Source organism: Pseudonocardia kunmingensis, from assembly GCF_006716445.1.
GTDB lineage: Bacteria > Actinomycetota > Actinomycetes > Mycobacteriales > Pseudonocardiaceae > Pseudonocardia > Pseudonocardia kunmingensis.
In genome coordinates this window covers 957,651-977,314 of record NZ_VFPA01000003.1, presented here as the reverse complement: position 1 = coordinate 977,314, position 19,664 = coordinate 957,651, and the positions used below count along the sequence as shown (strand labels likewise).

Below are 19,664 nucleotides of genomic sequence, written 5' to 3'. Positions count from 1 at the left end.
GGCTTCCTATTCCAGGGCGCCGAGCTTCTTGGCGATGTACGCCGTCACGCCGGCGGCGATCGTGCCGGCGATCACCGCGCCGGCCGAAATGTGGAAGCCCTCGTCGGTGTTGCGGCCGCCGCCGCGCTCGTCAACGGCATCAAGCCGGAGGCGGACCGCCCAAGCGCAGCGGTGCAGCCGGTAGCGCGCGCCGGTCGTGAATTCCTGGAGCATGTTCATTCCTCCGGTGTCAGACGCTGGCGAGCAGCGCGGTTCCTGCGGGAAACAGCACCCACGCGGCGATGAGGAAGACCTGCAGCGCCCCGGGGGTACTCATCTGGCCGCTCGCCCGGTGGGCGTCGGCGTGCTCGTCGGACAGCAGCTCGTCGCTCAGGCTCTCCGCACGCGCAAGCAGGGTGCCGACCACGGCGGCACCGTCCTGGCCCGCGGTGGCGGCGATGGCCGACAGGTCGGCCAGCTCGTCGATCTCGATCCGCTCGCCGAAGCGGCGTAGGCCCTCCCACGGCATCTCCCCGGCGCGTTGGGCGAGCTCGAGCTCGTCCCGCAGGCGGCGCATCGCCCAGCTGTCGGTGAGCAACTGCGCCGGAAGTGTGAGAGCGGTCGAGACCCCCGCGCCGCCGCGGCGCAGCAGGCTGACCTGCTGCAGATAGGTCACCAGCGCCATCCGCAGCTGGTCGCGGGCGTGGTCGGCGCGTTCGCGGATCTGGCGGGCGTGGCCGCTCCAGCCCACGAGCAGCCCGGCTGCGGAGATGCCAGTGGGTACGACGACAGGCAGGCTGGAGTCGAGCACGGCGAGCAGGCCGGCAAGTACTGGCCCGGCGCCGGCGAGGGCCGCGGCAGACGAGGCAGCGCCGATGAGGAAGCGGTCGCGTCCGAGGCCGAGGAGCTCCAGATCGCTGTCGGGGACGGCAACCGGCAGGCGGCGCAGGATCGGGAGCAGCAACCGCGCCCGCGACTTCTGCGTCCCGAGCGCGGCGGAGCGGGCTGTGCGCTCGTCGAGGGCGGCTAGCGCGTCGGCGAGCACCGGGTGGCGTCGGCTGCTCGCGGCGAGGACCAGAGCCACCGCGACTCCGAGCAGCGCCCCGGCGAGCAGAACGATTTCCAGCCCGCCCGTCACGGTGCACCCGCCCGATTGCCGTCCACCGCTCCGAAGAACCGGGCGGTCGGTCGTCCGAGGGACAGACGGCGCATCCAGACCAGCAGCGCACCGGTGCCGGTGAGCAGGACCGCCATCACCACCTGCCCGACCGGGGTGCCGTAGGGCGCGGCGAACGTCGGGACCACCGCGAGAAGGACGAGCAACCCTGCCTGGATGATCAGCAGGATGCGGATCGACTGCCGGGACTCCGCGCGGGCCGCCTCGATCTCGCGGCGGGCGCGGACGTCTCGGGCAACGCCGTCGGCGAGCTGCCGCAGGACGTGCGCGATTCCGGTGCTCTGCTGGTGCAGGGCGAGCAGCAGCGCGGCGGCGACCGCGTCTCCGGTGCGGGCGTTGACGGTGTCGGCGAACTCGCGCAACGCCGTCGTCGGATGTCGTTGCTCGGTTTGCACGCGGCGGGCGAGGGTCTGCACAGCGACGGAGATCGGCTCGTCGACGCGCGGGGCCGTCGTCGCGATCGCCTGAGCGAGTCCGATCGCACCGCCGCCGGCGAGCGTGTCGGCCATTCGGCGACACCAGCTCTCCAGTGCCTCCAGCGTGGCGATCCGTTCGCGCACCACTCGCGCTGAGCCCAGCAGCCAGGGCAGCCACAGCCCGACCGCGATCGTTGCGAGGCCCGCCACCGGCCACCCGGAAACGACCCACACGACGATCCCGGTCGCCACGCAGCCCAAAGCCCGGCGTCGTCGTCCGGCTGCGGACGATGTCTCACGGCCCACCGCGGTCCAGGCGCGTCGGGTCGCTCGCAGCCAGGGCGGCGCAGGAGTTGCGGCCAGTCGTGGGTCCTCGGGTCGTGGGCGGAGTCCGACGACGATTAGCAGCAGCGCGAGCGCCAGGCACCCGCCTGCCGTCATGGCCGCAAGTCCTGGGATCGTCACCTGACCCACCCGCCCGAATCCTGGAGGAAGCCGAGGTCGACACCGGCCTCCCGGAAGGGCCGCCGGTTCTGGGGGAGCAACTGGAACACCGCACGTGGGTCGTCGTCCGACGTCGGCCCGAAGACGCGGTTCATCGCCACGCTGCCGTTCTCACCGACTGAGGCCACCTCGGCGACCTCCGACACGAACCGCGCCTGCAGCCCGCTGGGCAGAGTGGTGTGGCGCAGTTGCACCACGTAGTCGATGCCCTGCGCCGCGAGCCGGGTGACGAACGCGTCGGACCACCCGGATCCAGCGCCTTTCATCGTCGCTGTGATCAGTCGCTCGATCGCCTCGGCCGCGGACCCGGCGTGCAGCGTGCACATCGAGCCGGGCATGCCAGCGTTCATTGCCTCCAGCATCGGCAGCGCCTCGGCGCCTCGGACCTCCCCGACGATCACCCGCGTCACAGACATCCGCAGGGTCTGGTGCAGCAGGTCCGACAAAGTCATCTCGCCAGCCGGCCGGCCGGTCGCCGGATCTCGCTCCGTCGAGCCAGCTCGGCACTCCGCGGCGTACAGCAGCGGGGGGCTGTTCGGCAGGCGGTGCAGGTTGAGCTCGAACTCGGTCTCCAGGGTGGCGAAGCGCTCGCGCGGGTTGATCTCGCGGGCCAGGGCGCGCAGCAGGGTCGTCTTCCCACAGGCAGGCATGCCGGTGACGAGGATGTTCTGGCGTGCGGTCACCAGGCCGGCGAGGAACCGTGCAAGCTGTGGCGAGACGGTGCCGAGGCGGACCATGTCGCGCAACTGGACGTCGACCAGCCTGTGCTTGCGGATCGTCACGACCGGGCGCGGCACGACCTCGCGCATCGCGGCGAGCCGGGAGCCGTCGGGCAGCTGCATGTTCAGGCAGGGTTGGGCGGGGGAGAAGGCTCGTTCCGAGCTGCCGTGGTGGGCGGCGATGTATTGCAGCTGCTGGACCAGGTCAGCATCGGTGTCGGCGATCGGACCGCCCGCCCTGCGGATCGAACCATCGGTCATCCGGAGGACGGGAGCCTCGCAACCCGTGATGTGGATGTCCTCGACGTCGGGGACGTCGAGCAGCGCCTGGATACGGCCCAACCCCCACAGCGCGTTCTCCACGGCGCGGACGACAGAGCGCTCAACGCCCTGGTCGAGCTGCGGCGCGCCGTCGGCGATGCGCCGCCGCGCTTCGAGGTCGAGCTCAGCCTGGATCCAGGCCAGCACGAGCTGTCGCTGATCGGCCGGACTGAGCCGATCGCGTCCGGACTCGTCGGCGAGTCGCGCAAGTACGGCGGAATGGACTCTGCGTGCCAGATCGTCGTCCGTGCCCACGCTCACCGCGCCGGGGCGGAGGGACCCGTTGACAGAACGTGTCATGCCGATCTCCGACCGCGCGTGCCGAGGCTTGCGAGCTTCGTGGCAAGCCGGCGCGCCTCTCGTTGGAGAGGGCTGCGCGGGAAGGCCCTCCACGTCGGGTCTCCATCACTCCACACCCCGGCAGCTCGCCGATCGTCCGGCAGTTCACCGAGCGGTGGCAGCCGGCACCCCTGTGCGATCTCGGCGACCGAGTAAGGACAGTCCGCGCCGATCACGAGCACCATCACGTGTGGGTCGTCCGGTGCGACGGCCAGCTCGGCCTGAAGTTGGGGTGCGATCCGTGCCGCGGCACGTACCGCTCGCAACGACGAATTCGTGACGAGGACCAGCGCGTCGCAGACCTGCAGCAGTGGCGCGACACCGTCGGCGGGGGTGAACCGACCGCAGTCCGCGACCACATCGGCGCCCGCTAACCGGGCCAGCTCCGCGCCCAGGCGTGACCACGGCACGCTCGGGGCCTGCCCGACGCAGCCCAGACCGGCGAGCACCGGCGGGGCGTAGGGAGCCGGCCGGTGCACTCGCTGGTTCAACGCCTCGTGGATGTCAATCGACCGCAGGTCGACGACCACCTCCGCCAACCCGGCGGACAACGGCCACTCGCCTCGCCCCAGGCCCGCGCGAACGTCCCCACCGAACGGATCTGCTTCCAGCAGCAGCGCCGTTCGCGGCCAGGAGGACGCCAGCGCGAGCGCGGCCGTCGTGACGCCCGGGCTGCCCTTCGCCGACACCAGACCGACGAGCACGCGTCACCCCCGACCCACGAGAACGATCGCCACGCGGTTCTCCATCGAGGCCAGTGCTAGCTCCTCGGCGTCCGCCTGCGGCACCAGGACGTCGATGCTGCGGCGGCCACTGACATCGACTTCGCCGGCATGCACGACCGACGCGCGCCGCGGCGGGCTCCCGCTTCCAACGATCACGAGCACGTCGTCCCGCGGGGCGAGCGGCGTCGCTGGCACCTGGCCGGCATCGACGGACAAACCAACCACCGCCTGGCCGGGAGCGGGGCTCCGCTGGCTGGTCACCGACTCGGGCGTCAGGGTCTGCCCGACGTGCAGGTCGGTCGCTGTGAACGAGCCGATGACGGAGTTAACGTCCCGCCATGCCACCGTGGCGAGCCCGGTGTCCGGCGGGAGCTGCACCTCGCGAAGGTCGGTGAGCTGGATGACGGCGCCGAACGGCAGCGGGCGCGCCACCGCCACCACGCCCTCTCGGCTGACCGCGCCACGGTAGGCGTAGACACCCAGCAGCGCGCCGACCACGGCGAGCACCACGGCCAGCAGGAGTAGGCGGGAGGAGCGCCGGCGGCGCAGGGGACGCGGTCCTGCGTCCGTGCGGTCGACGGGGCGAGGCAGAGTTGCAGTCATCGGCCGCCACCGCCGACCAGGACTTGAACCTCACCGACGGCCAGTGATGTCCCGGCCGACAAGCGCACGGTCTGTTGCCCGCCGACCGGGGCGCCGCCGCTCATCCCCGACCACGTCACCGTCCACACGCTCGTCGCGGTGACCGTCCATCGACCCGTTCCCTCGGTGCGTTCGGGAAGGGAGCGCTGCTCGTAGACGTACCCGCAGTCGGGCGACTGTCCGTCCTGGCCTGTCCATGGTGTGCCTGGTCCCGAGCACCGGACCGTGTCCCCTGGCGGCCCCATCGACCATTCGACGGCGGAGAGAACGCCGGTCGCGGTGACGCTCGCCGTTCCAGCCGTCGCGGTGGCCGACACCGGGCCGGCCGAGGCGGCGCCGTCGTCGTCGATCCACAGCCAGATCGGAACCCCGACGAACCCGCTTTCTCCGGTCGACATCCGCGGGACCGGCGGGGCCAGAGTCAGCTGCTCGAACGCCTGCCGAGCCAGCACCTGCGCCAACACGGCCGGATCGAGCGCCGCGGGTTCGGCGCCGCGCAGGATATCGAAGTAGTCGCCCGGCTCGGGTGCTTCGCCGAGCACCCAGCCGTCGTCGCCAAGCGGCAACGAGGCGAGTGGTGGTGGAGGTGGGGGCGGGGGCGGAACGGGGGCGGCAGCTCTGTCGCCCGACGCTTCCTGTCGCGGTCGAGGCCGAGCAGGCCTTTCGTCGCCGCGGCCCGAGTCTCGAGGGCCACCCGGACGGCCGGGGTCAACGGCCGCGACGACGCATCGGCCGATGCTGTCGACCACCACACACCCTGACGGTTCGGAGTTCGCGGACAGCGCCATCAGGACTGCCGGCAGAGCGAGCGTGAGGCTCGCCGAGGTCAACACGGCTCGCCCAGCGCTGGCGCCGTCCGCTCGACGACCCAGCGACCATCGACCTCCACCAGCTCGGCGCGGAACCGGTACCGCTGCACCCGGTTCGTCAGATCGTCCAGCACCTCCCCGGTCGTGTCCGAGATCAGCCGGGAGGCGCCGAGGTCGACGCAGTCGACGACTTGAATGCGCTCGTCCGTGACCCGTCCCACGACCGGTGCACGCGTCACCGCGCCCTCCGTGTGCGCCGGAACACTGGCGTAGTTCACGACATCGGCCTGGAGCGCTTGCCTCGCCTGCCCGGTGGCGACCTCCTCGATCCGTGGTGTCCAGTCCCGCAACGCCGGTGCGGCGAGGGCCATGTCGGTGACCGTCCAGAACTCCTCGTACGCAGCCATTGCCAGCTGCTCCGAAGTGGTCCGCGAAGGCGGCTCCGGTCCGGTCGGTGCCGGTTGCGGCGCGTCGATCGGCTCCGACGAGCACCCCGCCGCCACGATGCCGACGAGCAGCAGCAACGCCCCCAACCGCTGTGGTGTGGTCACCTCGTTCCCCCTCTCGAACTGGCGTTGCCGATCGTGCAGCCATGCGTGGTCACGGCGTGGTTCCTGCGTGGTTGCGCGTGGTCGGCGGCCCTCCTTGCGGCGATCACAGGCGTACCACCGTGGTCATCGCGCCGGAGGCGAACGGACACACATAGCTCGAACGGAGCAACACCGAGTCACGGATCGATCGCGCTCCTGTCGCACCGTGCGGTTGCTCAGCTGGTCATCGAGGCGAGGAGGAGCGGCGTGGCTCACCACTCTCTGATGCGGGCCGCGCTGTATCTCGCCGCGCGCGGGATGCGGGTCTTCCCGCTGAACCCCGGCACGAAGGTGCCGGGCGTGCGCCGCGACTGGGAGGGGTGCGCCACCACGGACGCCGAGCAGATCGAGCGTTGGTGGGCAAGTTCACCGCAGAACATCGGGATCGCGACGGGGCCGTCGCGTCTGCTCGTGGTCGACCTCGACGCGCCGAAGATGTCATCCGCCCAGCGGATCCCGCACGGCCGGCAGGTGCTCGCCGGCATCGCCCGTGAGGCCGGGGAGGTGATCCCGCGCGACACGCTGACCGTCGCGACCGCAGGCGGAGGTCAGCATCTCTACTTCCGCGTACCTCCCGACCTCAGCCTCACCAACACCGTCGGTCGGCTCGGGCGGCACATCGACACCCGCGCACGGGGCGGATACGTGGTCGGCCCGGGATCAATCGTGCGCGGGCGGCGTTATCGGATGGTCTGTGCCGCCGAGCCCGCAACCGTCCCCGCCTGGATCGTGCGGGCGCTCCGGCCCACGATGCCGCGCCTGCCGGCGCCCACGGCGAAGGCGCACCCCGCGTACGTGCGAGCCGCGCTCGATGGCGAAGCACGGCGGGTCGCCGACGCGCCCGTGGGACAGCGCAACGTGACCCTGTACCAGGCGGCGGCCAGGCTCGGACGATTCGTCCGCGAGGGCCGGCTCAGGGCCGACGACGTGCGATCTGTGCTCGGCGGGGCAGCCGCACGGCATCTCGGAGTCGAGGGGTTCGGCACCCACGAAGCCCACCGGGCGATCGAATCCGGGTTGCGCCGAAGCTTCACGGCGCCGGCGAGGCTACCGAGCAGCTCTGACCTATTGCGCAGGCGAGATCACAACTGACGCCTCTCGGGCGAGCGGCGTCACGGGGCCGGACGTGGCGAGTACAGAGATGAGTCAACCGTCGTCGTCTTCGGCTGCTTGGCGGAGCACGCCAGCGATTCTCGGGAACTCGTCCTGAAGGCGCTCGGCCGCAGCCGTGAGCTGCTCGGTGCTGGCGACCCTTCGAAGCAGCGAGGTTGTCGAACCGTCGCTCCAGCCGTCGCGGATGAACGTGTGGTGGTGTGGCCACGGCTGCTGGACCTTCGCTACGTCTGCGAGGATCGCGTCGACCTCGGGCCGCTCGGTGAGCGCCCGGGCCAAGTCGCGGCGCTGATCGAGAATCATCAGACGGGTATGCGCCCGTATGTCACCGATCTTGATTCGCCTGGCGGAGACCAGCTGGCTGAGCATGGGTCGGCTGATCCCGATGGTATCGGCGAGGCGAGCCTGACTGATGCCGTAATCCTCAGTCAGCTGGTTGACGAGAGCGCGGAGGGTGGTGCCATAAAGGTCCCGCTGACGCTCGCGGATCATGGCCCGTCGGGCGGCAGGGGTCGCGACGACCGAATCGGCTGCCATGCGCATATCGTCGCAGGTGCGCCCTGTTCTCGTCGCCGAATGGGATGACTTCGTCGTCGCTGATGACGGCGCCGCAGCGCAGCGGTGACTGGACGTGGCGCGCGCTTCAGGCGTCGTCCGTCGCCCTTCACCGCACTTGTCCACCGACATTCGGGTGATACGCGGGCTTGGCCGGCAGCGCGGACGACCATCGCGACATGCATGAACGCTCCTGCGACCACGCGGCAGCCACGGGGTCGGTCGGCGGCGACCGGAGGCGACACGTCCAGTGGCCACGGGGTGATGCACGCGCCTCGGTAGGACCGGCAGTACCTGCTGTGGGATGTGGAGGTCGCGATGGACGCTGCGGAGCAGAAGCTCGAGGTGATCCGCAAACTGCTGGCGAAGGCGGAGCGGGCGGCGACGCCAGGGGAGGCGGACGCGTACAACACGAAGGCTGCCGAGCTGATGGCTCGACACGGCGTCGATTCCGCAATGCTGGCGGCCGCCGGTGGAAACGTCGCGGACCGGATCGGGGAGCGGCGCATCGCGTTGACGGACCCGTACTCGACGGAGAAGGCCGGGCTGGCCGGGAGCATCGCCGGGGCGATGGGGTGCCGGGCCGTACGTCACCTCGGGAGGGGGCGGGGCCAGACCGCCGCGGTGACGGTCATGGGATTCGAGTCCGACCTGTCGAGGGTCGAGCTCGTGTTCACGTCGCTGCTGTTGCAGGCGAGCCGTGCGGTCGTGCGCCAGCGGCCGCCAGCGTGGACGGGCGAATCGACCGCGGCGTTTCGCCGGACGTGGTTGGCGGGGTTCACCGTAGAGGTATCGCGTCGTCTCGAAGATGCGCAGAAGGGTGCCGTGGCGCAGCACGACGCTGCTGCGGCCTCCGGGACGGCGTCTGCCGCGCTGGTCCTGGCGGATCGGCGGACACTGGTCGAGCACGCGTTCCAGGAGCGCTTTGCGAATCTGCGCGCCGGACGCTCGCGACGGTTGTCGGGCAGCGGGTACAGCGCGGGTGTGGAAGCGGGCCGGCGCGCCGACGTCGGGCAGCCGCGGATGAGCGGGGCCCGTCGGGCTCTCGACCGCTGAGGCTCTTGTCGCTTGCACTGATCGTCGCCGGCCTCTTGATGGCGGTCGGCTGTGGAAGTGCGAGTCATCAACGTGCTGCGGTGGCCGAGAGCTCCGGGTGTCGAGGCGTCCTGGTCGAGCTCATTGCGCACGCCGGCGGCGTCGCGCTGATCGTGAGTGCGCAGGACTGCGTGGAACGGGATGGCGCCCGAGCGTCAGCCCAGCCCGCGATCACCCGGCTCGCCGAAGCTGTCTGGCGCACCGAGTGGCCGAGGTTCGATGCCGTGCACGCGACGGTCTACCGGTACGCGGAGCTGCCCGGTCAGGAGCGCGCCTACGGGCAGGTGCTCACGAGAGCCGAGCTCGAAAGGCGCTGGGGGGCGCGTCCGATCGGACTCGACCAGGAAGTCGCAGACCTGCCCGGTGCCAGCCTGTTCCCCTGGATCCTGCTGCCGGTGTCGATGCTGGTCGGACTGAGCCTCGCGGTGTGGACGGGAGTCGCGGCGGCGCGCACGGGCGCGATCTGGATCGTGTTCCGGAGATGGTGAGGCAGACCGAGGCGGCCACATGTCCGCCCGTCTACCGATTCATCTCCGCTCGGTGGACCGCCGTGTGCTGCTCACTCGCAGAGGCGAGGTAGAGGCACGCGCAGACGCCGCACACCCGCACCCGCGCCACCCGCAGCGGCAGCACGACCAGTCGCAACACCCTGTGTCGACCGCGCCCCGGGTGGCCGTGCCCGACCCTGCTCACGAGTGGTTCGTTCGCTTCCGAGCGATCAAAGCCATCGTGGCCAACCGGTGCAGCGTGCACGGGTGGACGGCCGCCGGGTATCCGGTGCCGGGGCGGGTGCAGCCCCGGCACCTGCCGCTGCTGTCACTCGTGTGATCGGCGAGTAGCCGGGCGATCACGTCGGGCATCAACGCCAACACGTCGGCCAGGCGTTCGAACCTGGTTGGGCTTTCGCTGGATATGGTCCCCATGGGTCCACTCCTCTGCAGTGGATCAAGGCCCCGGCTGGGTGTTCGCGCACCTGGTCGGGGCCGCCTCTGTGCTGGAGGCGTCTCTCACTGTAGAGCAAAGTGAGACAGTCGGGCGAGATCGGTATCTCGCGCTGTACCGGTATGTTGAGCATCTTCGGCAGCAACAGTCAGTCGGGTCACAAGCGCAGGCTCGCGCTGGTTGGGCCACTTAGGTTGGCTGACGTGCCCGAACCCGCCGAGTTGCTGACCACCGCGCAGGCCGCGCGGTGGCTCGGCGTGAGCCGGCGGACCCTCGCGCGGTACGCCGAGCTCGGCTGGCTGGTTCCTACGGTCACGCTGCCCAGCGGTCACCACCGGTGGGAGCTGGAAGGGCTCCGTCGTCAGATCCGCGAGCTGCGTCGGCAGCCCCCCGCCGACGACGAGTGAAGCGCATCGGTGATCTCATGAATCAGGCGCTTCCGACGCTGATATGCACGTGATCGAAGTGGCCTCCGGTGGCGTCGCGGACGTCATAGACGCCGCCGCCCGTGTAGGGGCGGCCCCAGCCGCCGTCGTCGGGGGTGCCCGGTGACCAGTAGCGGCCCTGCCATATCACGTACTTGATCTTGAGCGCGACGGCGTGTGTGCGGAGCCAGGTCGCGAGTCGCCACCCGTTCCGGAGTTCTGCGCCCTGGGCGAACTCTCCAGGAGCGCCGGGGAAGTAGTCGCACGCGCGGCCGCGAGAGTGGTCGCTGGCGGGATTCCAGGCGTGCTCGTCCCAACAGCCGGCAGCTCGGATCGGTGCGCCGGCTCCGGCGGTGCCGAACACGCGGGCGATCTCGTCGTGGACGTGGCGGGTGGCGGGGGTCAGGCAGCTGCCGCCGGTGGGGTCAGGGGCGGTGCAGGCCGCGTCGGTTCCTCGGAAGGGCGTCGGTGCGGGGAGATCGTCAACGGTCACGGGGCCGCCGGTGGAGCTGTACTGCGCGACGAGATCGTGGACCCGGTCGAGGTAGCCGGCGACGAGCTCGGCGCAGCGACGATCACAGCCGGCCTCACCGGCGACGGGGATACCGGTCGCGGAGGCGGTGAGGCGGCTGCATCCGGCGATGTGGCAGACCAGCATCCCATCGAGTGCGGGCGTCGGTTTGCCGGTGTCCTGCAGATGCTTGGCGGCGGTGCGCAGGTTGGCACAGACCCAGGGGATGGCTCGGCGCAGGTGCTCGTCGGGCTGGAGCACGTCGGCGTCGGCAGGGGGCGGGGTCGCCGCCCAGTCGTCGCCGCCCGCGTCGCGCCAGTTCGCCTCGTTGAGTTGGTAGAGCCCGGCAGCGCCACCGTTGCGGTCACGACTGAACGCCGCCGGATTCCAGCTGGACTCGGCGTCGATGTGGGCGATGACCCAGACGGGCGGGAGCTCGGGGCATTCCGCGGCAGTGACGGCGGTGATGGTGGCGAGGTGCTGGGCGGCGGTGGCGGGGATGGCTGCCATGTTCAGCGTGCTCGTCGGCGCGGTCGTAGCAAGGCTGCCGAGAAGCGTGGCGATCAGCAGCAGGGGGGCAAGCAGGACGGCGACCAGGCCGCCACCGGCGATGAGGGCTGCACGCACGCCGTCACTCGGGTGCCCGTGTCGGCAAGGTTGAGAGTGGCGTGTGCCCGTTGAGAGCTCGGTAGCGCTCGTTGTGGGTGCAGTCGGCGAACGGGCCGAGCGGGCTCAGCAGTTCGCGTAGGCAGGGGTCGAGGTGGTCGCGGATCCAGATCGACATGGCCGCGCCGGGTTCGGGGGCGAGTTCGGTCCAGGCGCGCCGGAGCGCCTCGAGTCGGAACACGGCTTCCGGGTGCTCCCACCAGAGCGGGCACCAGACGAGTTCGCCCCGCAGGGGGCGGGCGATCATCGAGGTGATCGTGTCGTGCACCCAGACGATGAGGGCGTCGACGTCCAGTTCGGTGTTGTCATCTCCGTCGTCGGGGGGTGCCTCGTGGACGGACTCAAGTGCCGGGACTCCGTTGAGCAGTTCGTCGAGCAGGTCGGACTGGTGGGTCCGCCAGGCCTCGAGGGCTTGGACGCGGGCGCACAGCTCGGCGATCAACTGCCGGTCGGTCGTCTGCCCGTCTCCCTGAGCGTCGGTCGTCTCGGACGTCATCTTCGAGCTCCTGTCGGGTGAGGTGGCGGGTCGTTGTCATCGCTTGTCGACCGGTTCGGGCCGGTTGATCGGGTTCTCCGGGCCGAGCGCGTCGGCAGCGGCTCGGCGGAGCTCGGCGAGTGCGGTCTCGGCGTAATCGCCGATGTCGGCGTGGTCGCGCTCGCGGTACCAGGGATGCAGGCGTCCGAGCCCGACCCGACGTCCGGTGGACAGCAGGACGGCACGATCACGCGGGATCGCGCGGAGGGCCGCCGCCGGCATGATCGGTTCGCGGGCCTGGGAGTACTGGCGTGAAGTCCGGGTGCGCTCGACGCTCGTGGAGAGGCGCTCGACGTAGTGGTCGCCGATGAGCCCGGAGAGCTTCTGCAGGAAGGCGTGGTCGTCGACGCCGGCGCCGACGAGCTTGATCGTGGCGGCCGACCACAGGGCCTGCATGCCCTGTTCGCCCCACACACCGACGCCCTGCTGGTAGCTCTGCAGCATGGTGAGGACCTGGATGCCGCGCGAGCCGTAATGGCTGTAGAGCTGGGGGAGGGCACGGATCGGACAGATGTTCGCGGCCTCGTCGAGAACGGCGACGACCGGCGGTTCGAGGCGGCCGCCAGAGGCTTGGGCGAGAAGTTCGGCGATCTCCAGGATGCGGTCGACAAGGGCGGTGACAACGGGCGCCGCAGTGCCGGCGCCTTCCTTCGAGAGCAGGTGCATGGTCGCGCGGCCCTGGCGGGCACGTGCGAGCAGATCCCAGAGGTCCAGTTCGGCCGGTGGTTCCTGGGCAGGTGGGTCGCGCCAGGTATAGGGCGGCGTGACCCAGCGCATCAGCCGTTCAGAGGTCAGCGCCTTGGTAGCGGTGCGGGCGGTTTGATAGATGCCTTTGGTAGTGACGTCGGCTCCCATCAGGGTCGCTTCGAGGTCGGCTGCCTCGATGAAGGCGCCTGCCTCGTCCAGGGCCGTGATGGCGTCACGGCGCCCCGGTTGCAGCCACGTGACGACGTCACGCATGGTGCCGCCGCTCAGCGCGGCGGCGAGCAAGGTGGCGGTGAGGACCTGTTCCGCGGCGGCGTGGAAGAACGGGTCTCGCCGATCCCCACCGATGGTGCCGACGAAGTGCCCGGCCAGCCGGGCCGCAGCTTCGACGCGTTCGGCCGGGTCGGCGTCGGCGATGCTGCGCAACGGGTCCCACCACCAGGTCTGCTCGACGTGGGCGATGTGCTGAGGGTCGAACGTCCAGACCGGACCCGCGTTGCCGCGCATACCGGAGGTGAGGGCCCACAGGTCGGCCTTGTTGGACGTGGCGACGGCGAGTCCCGGCGCGGTGAGCACGGTCGGGACGGCGATGGCGCTGGTTTTGTTCGACCGCGGTCCCATGATGACCAGTGCGACGTCCTCCCAGGACATCCACACCTCGCGCCGGTCGATCGAGAGCAATCGCAACCCATGGTCGCCGAGTCCGAGCTGACCGGCGCCCGGACGGAGCTGCTGAGCTCGCCTGATGGCGGCAGGTCCGTTCAGATCGCCCAGCTCGCGAGGACGCAGGAGGGACCGACGCGGGTCGTCCGGCTTCCGCCGACCGAAGAGCAGCAGCCCTACGGCCATCACCATCCCCACCTCGGTAATCACGATCACGACGGCAATGACGGTGAACAGCGGTGTGCTGGCTCCGGGGGAGAGGATCGCGGTGGTGCCGCCGCGGAGCAGGTCGACCAGCAGCGCGGGCTCGGCCGGTGGCGCGGTCCAGGTTCCGGTTCCGGCGAGCGCCGCGGCTCCGGCGGCGATCCACAGGTCACCGATCAGCAGCGCGACAGCTGCGATGGCGCCGAGGAGCAGCAACGGTGCGGTCGCCTCGCGAAGCAGCCCGGGGTTCACCGAGCGCTCCGTGCCGCATCGAGGCCTGTGCACTGTGAAGGTGACGGGCCAGCGGCCCTCCGCCAGTCGTTGCTCACGGCGCATCCCGGCGGAAGGCGTGGTCGGTGTCGTGCAGTGCGACCTCGGTCGGGGTGAGCGTCAATGCGACCGGCAATCCGACGCGCTGCCCCGACTTGATCAGGTACTTGCCGCGCCCGGGGTGGACGCGGCCGGCGTGCCAAGTCGGTGGGGCCGCCCAGGAGGTGATCAGCGCGGCTTCGCCCTGGCTGAGGGAGGTGATGTGGCGCAGGCCCTCGAGCTCCTTCTCCGCCATGCCTCCGAGCAGCAGGACTCCGTTGCGGGAGGCCATGCCGCGCGCCTTGGCGCGGTCGGCCTCGGTGGGGAGCGCTTCGAGGTCGTCGAGGGAGTGGGTGACCTGGAAGGAGACGACACCGCGGTGTCGGCCGAGGCGGGTGATGCGGTCGGAGCGCTCGACGAGGCCGGGCGCGACGCGCAGCGCGCGCCACAGCTCGTCCTGTACCTGCACGACGTTGCGGCGCCGCTGTCCGTACGCGGCGGCGTCGGCCAGGGCGGCCGACCACGCCCAGGAGCAGAGCATCGCGGCGGCGACGACGTGGTCGTCGTCGTCGTCCAATGCGCTGATGTCCAGGGACAAGGCGGGGGTGTCGGGGTCGAAACGGACGCTGCTAGAGCGGTCGAAGATGCCGCGGATTGCGCCTTCGCAGAGCAGACCGAGCGCGTTGGTCAGGGACCGCGTGGTGCGGCGGTACTCGGTGTCGTCGGCACTCGCCGCGATCGCCATGAGCGGCGATGCGGCGGACTGCAGTGCAGACAGGACATCGGGGATCAGCGGCTCGCGGTCGCGTGCCCCGCCGTCGACCGCGTCTACTGCGAGGTCGAGGGAGGCACCGAGGAGTCGGCGTTCCGTGACGTCCGGCTCGTCACGGCCGACGATGGTGATCAGCGCCTCGAGCAGGGACAGCCGGCGGGCCCGCAATGTCTCCAGCAGCCGGGTGCGTTCTGCCGTGGGCGCTGCGGTGAGCGCGGCGCGCAGGGGCCCGGCGTCGAGGGGGTTGAGTGCGTGCAACCCTCGACCGAGGTGCCATACGGCTCCGCCGAGCGCCTGGACGAGCGGCGTGTACTCGCCCTTGACGTCGCCGGGGACGACAGCGCGCATGCCGAACCCGACCAGGCCGGCGAGCATGCGTTTGGTGATCGAGGACTTCCCGATTCCAGGCTGGCCCTGCACCCACACACCGGTGTTGGACACCAGACCGGTGCGCAGCCAGTGCGCGGGATCGAGCCCGATCGGTTCGGCGGTGTGCAGGTGCCGGCCGACGGGGACGCCGCGCACGTCGGACCCCGATGGCGTGGCGAAGGGAAACAGTCCGCACACCTGGCTGGTCGTGCCGGAGAATCGGTTCCCGGCTTCCACATGACCGGCCCGGCCGCCGCCGGGAAGCGGCCATCCCCACGCTCGAGGAATGGGTTCGCTGTGATCCATCGTGGTCTCCCTCATCGGTTGCGGCGATGGGTGAGCAGGTCGGCGGGGTCGATCCCGATTCCGAGGCCGGCGGCGAAACCTGCTGCTTGAGCGCCGCGAAGTCGGCGCAGCCGCAGCTTCGACTGGCCGGCCCGCTGTTCGACGTCGGCGACGGCGGCGGGCAGGTCGTCGTCGTGCAGCACGGTGGTGGTGACGTAAAGGGTGAACCGGCCCACGCCGGCGCCCTGGGCTTCCTCGCGGGCGGACTGCAGCGCGCGCGCCCGGTCATCGCGCTCGCGCTGGGTCTCGTCGCGGCGGGTGCGTTCGGCCCAGGCGCGGCGCACCTGCCCGGACGTCACCTCGTTCTCGACCTTCGTGGCCGCCTGCTCGGCCGGGTAGGGCTGGTAGAGCCAGGTGGTGCGCCGAGGGAACGGGCCCGGTGCGAGGAGCGGCGCGAGCACACCCGCATCGGTCGCCTGCCGGGGTGCTTCTCGCAGCGCCCAGGTGACCGACAGGCCGCCTTCGTGGCGGTAGCTGTCCCACCGTTCGCTGGCGGCGACCGGGCCGGCGTCGCGCCAGCTGAGAAGCGAGTCCGACTCGCTCAGGCGGGCGATGTCGGGGCGCAGTTGCGGGTCGAACGCCGTCCGGATGCGGCCGGTGAGCCAGCCGGTCGTGGCGCGGCAGAGGACGGCGACACCGCAGGCCGCCAAGTTGTTCTCGATCGCGGGCAGACGACGGCCGATCTCGACCGCGGCGGCGAGCAGATCTGCAGGGCGAGGGTGTGCCCGTGCCGGGTCGAGGCAGATAGCCACACGTGTATCTGCCTCCGCGCTGGTGGCAGGCGTCAGTTCGGCCAGCTCGTCGAGGATGCGTCGGGACAGGGCGGGTGCCGCCGGGTCGAGCGCCGCGGCGATGTGGTCGCGGACCGTCGTACCGCCGGCCGGGGCAGTGTCGACGGTGACCGCGATGTGCTTCGTCAGCGGCAAGTAGCCGAGGTCGGCCAGCAAGGCGCCCCACGCTGCAACCCAGGCGTCTGCGCGGTCCGGGTCGGCGAGGTCGAGACCGATGGGGGAGCAGCGGAGGACCGCGGTGAGCGTGCCGGTGCGACGGTGCCACAGCAGAGCGTGCCGACCGCCACGGCCGTCATCGACGTCGAGAGGACGCAGTGGCGCCAGCACCCCGGGGAGGTCGGCGCCGCGTGGGTGCTCGGTGAGGACGCCGCCCGACAGCTCCGTCCACCCGGCGGCCTGGGCGCGGTGGAAGCGCGCGCGTCGGACGACGACGTCGGTCAGACTGACCCCGCCGACCCGGACCACTGTCGCGGCAACGACGACGGCTGAGACACCCAACAGGGGGATCGTCGCGGCCGGGAACGCCGATACCGCGAGCAGCGGAGCCAGCACGGCGAGGAACAGGCCGATCGTCGCCGCCGTCGACAGTGACCCGACACCCCAGCCGCGTTCGGCGCGCCAGTTCCCGTACAGCCGTGGCCCGCGGTCCGCGGTGCGCGGTTCGGTGGCGCTCACCGCTGTTCACCGGCTTTGGGATCGCCGGTCATTCCGCGCGTCGTGGCGCGCACGGCGGCTGCGCCGGCGACACCGGCGGCCGCTGCGGCACCGCCTGCCGCTCCCGCGCTTGCCGCGCCCGACCCTGCGGATCGGCCCGATGCGGTTGCCGGAGCAGCGCCGGGCGGGGGCGGATGGCTGCCGAAGGTCGCATAGGAACCAGGTCCACCGGCCTCCATCGCAGCGGCACGGTCAACCGCGCCGCTCCCGTGGCCCCGCGACATCACGACCGCGCCCACCGCGCCGAGGAACCCGGACCCGCCGCCACTTCCGCCGCCGATCTGGGTGCCGGACCAGGCGAAGAACTTCAGCAGCACCGGCATCGCGATCACGGCCAGCAGCAGCACCATGATCCCGGTCATCATCGTGCCGACCTCTCCGGCCTCGTTGGCGGCCGGTGAGGACAAGTAGGAGAACCCGATGTAGTAGATGAAAGCTGCGGCAGGCTTGTAGGCGACCATCGCGATCAGCCACACGATCAGCTTGTCCAACCAGCCGCGGGTGGAGCGCGTCAGTGAGCCGGACGCAGCCAGCGGGAGCATCGCGGCCAGTACCAGCAGCCCGGCCTGGCGCATCGCCATGAGCACCCACTGCACGAGCGAGAGCACCGCGGCGATCAGCGAGACCAGCAGCACCAGGAAGGTGCCGCCGCCGTTGACGAGGACGTCCTGCATCAGCAACGCGAAGTTGCTCGCGGCGCCGTCGAGCAGCTGGGTCGCGAGCGCGTCCCCGGCCCGAAGCGCGGTCTGCAGTACGACGAGACCGAGTGCGGACACCACGGCGTAGCGGAGGAGCCCGGTGACGACCATAACCAGGGGCTCGCCCTTGCGGGACAGGATGAGCCGGATCGCCTGCACCAGCACCGAGCCGACGAGGATGATCAGGATCAGGTGACGGGTGACGCCCTGAGCGGCGATCACGGCGGGATCGGTGGGATCGATGCTGTCGGTCTCGACCCACCACGTGGAGGTGGTCACCACCAGATCGGCGGCGCCGCGGGCGACCTCGGCGACGATCGCCTGGAACGCGGATCCGATAGCCTCCCCGGCTTGGCACTTGAGGTCGAATGCGCCGCATTGCTGCGCCGGTTGCGTCAAGGCGGTCATGATGCCGTGCCGACCGGGATCCAGGAGGCATGCGACGTAGCGCGCATTGCGCCCTGAGACGGGGTAGGCGTGAGGAGGGGTTTCATATCTGGAACGCCCCGACGAGCAGCGCGGCCACGGATGCAAGTGCAAGCCCGCCGATCACCCACGCGGATCCGACGAGGCCTTCATACGCAGTTGCGGATCGGTTGCGTCGTCCAATGATCAGCATCAGCGCGCAGATGAAGATCCCGAGCACACCGGAAACGATGACGCCCCACTTGAGCCAGCCGAGCAGCTCACCGGCGAGCTCACCCAGCCCGGGCGGCGCGATGGGATCGGGGTTCGGCACGTCGGATATGTGAATCTTCATCGGTTGCTCCCGAGGGTTGGAGGAGTAGAGGCCCGCCCGGGAATCGGGCGGGCCGGGGCGGGAGAGCGGCCGTCGATCAGGTCGCGCAAGTCCTGCGCGGCGCGGGCGTAGCGGCGCAGGCTGCGGGGCAGTTCGGTGCGCGGTACAGCCAGCAGGCCGCGAACCTCGTCCAGCGGGACGGCGAGTTCGCGCCAGCGGCGTACGAACGGCAGCACGATTACTGCAGTGGCATGCGGTTCCAGCAATCGCAGCCGCGCGGTCATCGGGCGGCTCGGCCCCGACGCGTCCGCCGCGGTCACGGCGAGCACCGGCTTGCGGCCGCCCGATGCGGCGACGAGCTGAGCAGCGCGTCCGGCGCGGACCAGCGAGTCGCCGGTCGCCCGGCACACCAGGACGTCGACCGGACGACCGACGAACACCCCACGATCGATGGCGCCGATCGCGGTGGCGACCGTGGTCGCACCAACCCCACCCGCGACCCCTGCGACCGACAACCGGCCTCGCCGCGACGCAGACGGTCCGCGTCGCGCCGCCCACGCCCGGGCTGCCCCTGCACCGTCCGTCGTCACCGTCGCACCTCCCTTCGTCACGGGGGGAGCGTCCGAGCCAGGCGCTACCGATGCGTGGCTCCCGCGTGGTCAACCAGGAATGGCGAGATGACCACGCGGCGCGGCACGGCCCGGCCACGCCCGCGGAGCACGGTCGGCGCCGGTCAATCGAGGAGGCCTTCGTGACGATCCGCCGCGTGGTGATTCCCGGTCCGTCCGGTCGTGAGGAGCGCCGGTGGCAGCCCGTGGAGAACCTGTGCTGCCCGGTCTGCCGGCGTCCGGTGCGAGCCGAGCCCCCGGGCTACTGGCGGGTCGCCGACGGTCCGCTTCCCAACTGGTCGCACCGCGATGGCCGTGCGTTGTGCCGAATCCGCGCCGACGGTGGCACGCGGATCACCGATCCCGTGCCTCGATCCACAGCAGCCCGCACCCACCGCATCGAGCGTCGCGGCGGTGCGAGCGGACCGCAGCTCACCTGAGGGGTAGGAGCTCCGTCGCGCTCGAGCTCCTGAACGAGCCTCAGGCGCGTCGCGGACGTCGGCAGCGGACCTGCCTCCGCGCGGATGGCTCAGAGTGAGTGCCAGCCTCCCAATTCCACCAATCGCCAACGAGATGGGTGGTCACTGTGCCACTCTCCGTCGGTGTTCAAGCGAGACCCGCAGCTGGGCACGAATGGCGAGCCGCGCATCGCGGTCGCAGCTGACGCCCTTGGTTGACGAGCTG

At 71.0% G+C, this 19,664-nt stretch carries 21 protein-coding genes; 4 read left to right on the top strand and 17 right to left on the bottom strand.

The window, feature by feature from the left end:
* Nucleotides 1-6: 6 nt before the first annotated feature.
* From FB558_RS27535 to FB558_RS27500, 8 genes are all read right to left on the bottom strand, one after another.
* Nucleotides 7-213, bottom strand: a complete 207-nt coding sequence (locus tag FB558_RS27535; protein ID WP_142058232.1) for a hypothetical protein — start codon at nucleotides 211-213, stop codon at nucleotides 7-9.
* Nucleotides 214-229: 16 nt separating this feature from the next.
* Complete coding sequence (locus tag FB558_RS27530; RefSeq protein WP_142058230.1) at nucleotides 230-1,117, bottom strand: hypothetical protein; 888 nt, start codon at nucleotides 1,115-1,117, stop codon at nucleotides 230-232.
* On the bottom strand, nucleotides 1,114-1,782 hold the full coding sequence (locus tag FB558_RS27525) for a type II secretion system F family protein (RefSeq protein ID WP_170231550.1): 669 nt from the start codon (nucleotides 1,780-1,782) through the stop codon (nucleotides 1,114-1,116). The genes FB558_RS27530 and FB558_RS27525 overlap by 4 nt, the downstream gene beginning before the upstream one ends.
* Before the next feature lie 251 nt (nucleotides 1,783-2,033).
* Nucleotides 2,034-3,371, bottom strand: coding sequence for a TadA family conjugal transfer-associated ATPase (locus FB558_RS27520; protein WP_170231549.1), 1,338 nt, complete (start codon nucleotides 3,369-3,371; stop codon nucleotides 2,034-2,036).
* 41 nt (nucleotides 3,372-3,412) lie between these two features.
* Nucleotides 3,413-4,159 (bottom strand): CpaE/TadZ family protein, encoded by a 747-nt coding sequence (locus tag FB558_RS27515; RefSeq protein ID WP_142058224.1) that lies wholly within the window; start codon nucleotides 4,157-4,159, stop codon nucleotides 3,413-3,415.
* 3 nt (nucleotides 4,160-4,162) lie between these two features.
* Complete coding sequence (locus tag FB558_RS27510) at nucleotides 4,163-4,690, bottom strand: SAF domain-containing protein (RefSeq protein WP_170231548.1); 528 nt, start codon at nucleotides 4,688-4,690, stop codon at nucleotides 4,163-4,165.
* A gap of 89 nt (nucleotides 4,691-4,779) precedes the next feature.
* Nucleotides 4,780-5,388 (bottom strand): ATP/GTP-binding protein, encoded by a 609-nt coding sequence (locus FB558_RS27505; RefSeq protein WP_142058220.1) that lies wholly within the window; start codon nucleotides 5,386-5,388, stop codon nucleotides 4,780-4,782.
* A gap of 260 nt (nucleotides 5,389-5,648) precedes the next feature.
* On the bottom strand, nucleotides 5,649-6,182 hold the full coding sequence (locus FB558_RS27500) for a hypothetical protein (RefSeq protein ID WP_142058218.1): 534 nt from the start codon (nucleotides 6,180-6,182) through the stop codon (nucleotides 5,649-5,651).
* A gap of 264 nt (nucleotides 6,183-6,446) precedes the next feature.
* On the opposite strand from FB558_RS27500, the gene FB558_RS27495 reads away from it, so the two are divergent.
* Nucleotides 6,447-7,313 carry a bifunctional DNA primase/polymerase gene (locus FB558_RS27495; RefSeq protein ID WP_142058216.1) on the top strand — a complete coding sequence of 289 codons (867 nt, stop codon included), beginning with the start codon at nucleotides 6,447-6,449 and terminating at the stop codon, nucleotides 7,311-7,313.
* Nucleotides 7,314-7,367: 54 nt separating this feature from the next.
* On the opposite strand, the gene FB558_RS27490 is transcribed toward FB558_RS27495, so the two are convergent.
* Nucleotides 7,368-7,871, bottom strand: coding sequence for a hypothetical protein (locus FB558_RS27490; protein ID WP_142058214.1), 504 nt, complete (start codon nucleotides 7,869-7,871; stop codon nucleotides 7,368-7,370).
* 336 nt (nucleotides 7,872-8,207) lie between these two features.
* Between FB558_RS27490 and FB558_RS27485 the strand changes: the two genes are divergently transcribed.
* The 3 genes from FB558_RS27485 to FB558_RS27475 all read left to right on the top strand — a co-directional run bounded on the left by FB558_RS27485 (nucleotide 8,208) and on the right by FB558_RS27475 (nucleotide 10,333).
* Entirely contained in the window at nucleotides 8,208-8,945 is a 738-nt protein-coding gene (locus FB558_RS27485; RefSeq protein WP_142058212.1) for a DUF2786 domain-containing protein, read from the top strand.
* 80 nt (nucleotides 8,946-9,025) lie between these two features.
* Nucleotides 9,026-9,472 (top strand): hypothetical protein, encoded by a 447-nt coding sequence (locus FB558_RS27480; protein WP_142058210.1) that lies wholly within the window; start codon nucleotides 9,026-9,028, stop codon nucleotides 9,470-9,472.
* 657 nt (nucleotides 9,473-10,129) lie between these two features.
* Nucleotides 10,130-10,333, top strand: a complete 204-nt coding sequence (locus FB558_RS27475; protein WP_142058208.1) for a MerR family transcriptional regulator — start codon at nucleotides 10,130-10,132, stop codon at nucleotides 10,331-10,333.
* Between the two features lie 22 nt (nucleotides 10,334-10,355).
* Here FB558_RS27475 and FB558_RS27470 read toward each other — a convergent pair whose 3' ends face one another.
* From FB558_RS27470 to FB558_RS27435, 8 genes are all read right to left on the bottom strand, one after another.
* The gene (locus tag FB558_RS27470) at nucleotides 10,356-11,489 is read right to left on the bottom strand and encodes a VldE C-terminal domain-containing protein (RefSeq protein ID WP_142058206.1); all 1,134 of its coding nucleotides are present in this window, start codon (nucleotides 11,487-11,489) and stop codon (nucleotides 10,356-10,358) included.
* A gap of 4 nt (nucleotides 11,490-11,493) precedes the next feature.
* Entirely contained in the window at nucleotides 11,494-11,970 is a 477-nt protein-coding gene (locus FB558_RS27465; RefSeq protein WP_211366874.1) for a DUF4913 domain-containing protein, read from the bottom strand.
* Nucleotides 11,971-12,060: 90 nt separating this feature from the next.
* Nucleotides 12,061-13,887: a type IV secretory system conjugative DNA transfer family protein gene (locus tag FB558_RS27460; protein ID WP_170231546.1), complete on the bottom strand. Its 1,827-nt coding sequence runs from the start codon at nucleotides 13,885-13,887 to the stop codon at nucleotides 12,061-12,063.
* 73 nt (nucleotides 13,888-13,960) lie between these two features.
* On the bottom strand, nucleotides 13,961-15,241 hold the full coding sequence (locus FB558_RS27455; RefSeq protein ID WP_142058201.1) for an ATP-binding protein: 1,281 nt from the start codon (nucleotides 15,239-15,241) through the stop codon (nucleotides 13,961-13,963).
* Between the two features lie 161 nt (nucleotides 15,242-15,402).
* On the bottom strand, nucleotides 15,403-16,896 hold the full coding sequence (locus FB558_RS27450) for an SCO6880 family protein (RefSeq protein WP_142058199.1): 1,494 nt from the start codon (nucleotides 16,894-16,896) through the stop codon (nucleotides 15,403-15,405).
* Nucleotides 16,893-18,173, bottom strand: coding sequence for a hypothetical protein (locus FB558_RS27445; RefSeq protein WP_142058197.1), 1,281 nt, complete (start codon nucleotides 18,171-18,173; stop codon nucleotides 16,893-16,895). The genes FB558_RS27450 and FB558_RS27445 overlap by 4 nt, the downstream gene beginning before the upstream one ends.
* On the bottom strand, nucleotides 18,124-18,393 hold the full coding sequence (locus FB558_RS27440) for a hypothetical protein (protein ID WP_142058195.1): 270 nt from the start codon (nucleotides 18,391-18,393) through the stop codon (nucleotides 18,124-18,126). The genes FB558_RS27445 and FB558_RS27440 overlap by 50 nt, the downstream gene beginning before the upstream one ends.
* On the bottom strand, nucleotides 18,390-18,887 hold the full coding sequence (locus FB558_RS27435) for a hypothetical protein (protein WP_142058193.1): 498 nt from the start codon (nucleotides 18,885-18,887) through the stop codon (nucleotides 18,390-18,392). Before FB558_RS27435 ends, FB558_RS27440 begins: the two co-directional genes overlap by 4 nt.
* Nucleotides 18,888-19,664 lie beyond the last annotated feature (777 nt).

Bases quoted from the DNA above. Each gene is read 5' to 3' on its own strand.
- FB558_RS27485 (WP_142058212.1), top strand. From the start codon at position 8,208: ATGGACGCTGCGGAGCAGAAGCTCGAGGTGATCCGCAAACTGCTGGCG.
- FB558_RS27440 (WP_142058195.1), bottom strand. From the start codon at position 18,393: ATGAAGATTCACATATCCGACGTGCCGAACCCCGATCCCATCGCGCCG.
- FB558_RS27490 (WP_142058214.1), bottom strand. From the start codon at position 7,871: ATGGCAGCCGATTCGGTCGTCGCGACCCCTGCCGCCCGACGGGCCATG.
- FB558_RS27495 (WP_142058216.1), top strand. From the start codon at position 6,447: ATGCGGGCCGCGCTGTATCTCGCCGCGCGCGGGATGCGGGTCTTCCCG.
- FB558_RS27535 (WP_142058232.1), bottom strand. From the start codon at position 213: ATGCTCCAGGAATTCACGACCGGCGCGCGCTACCGGCTGCACCGCTGC.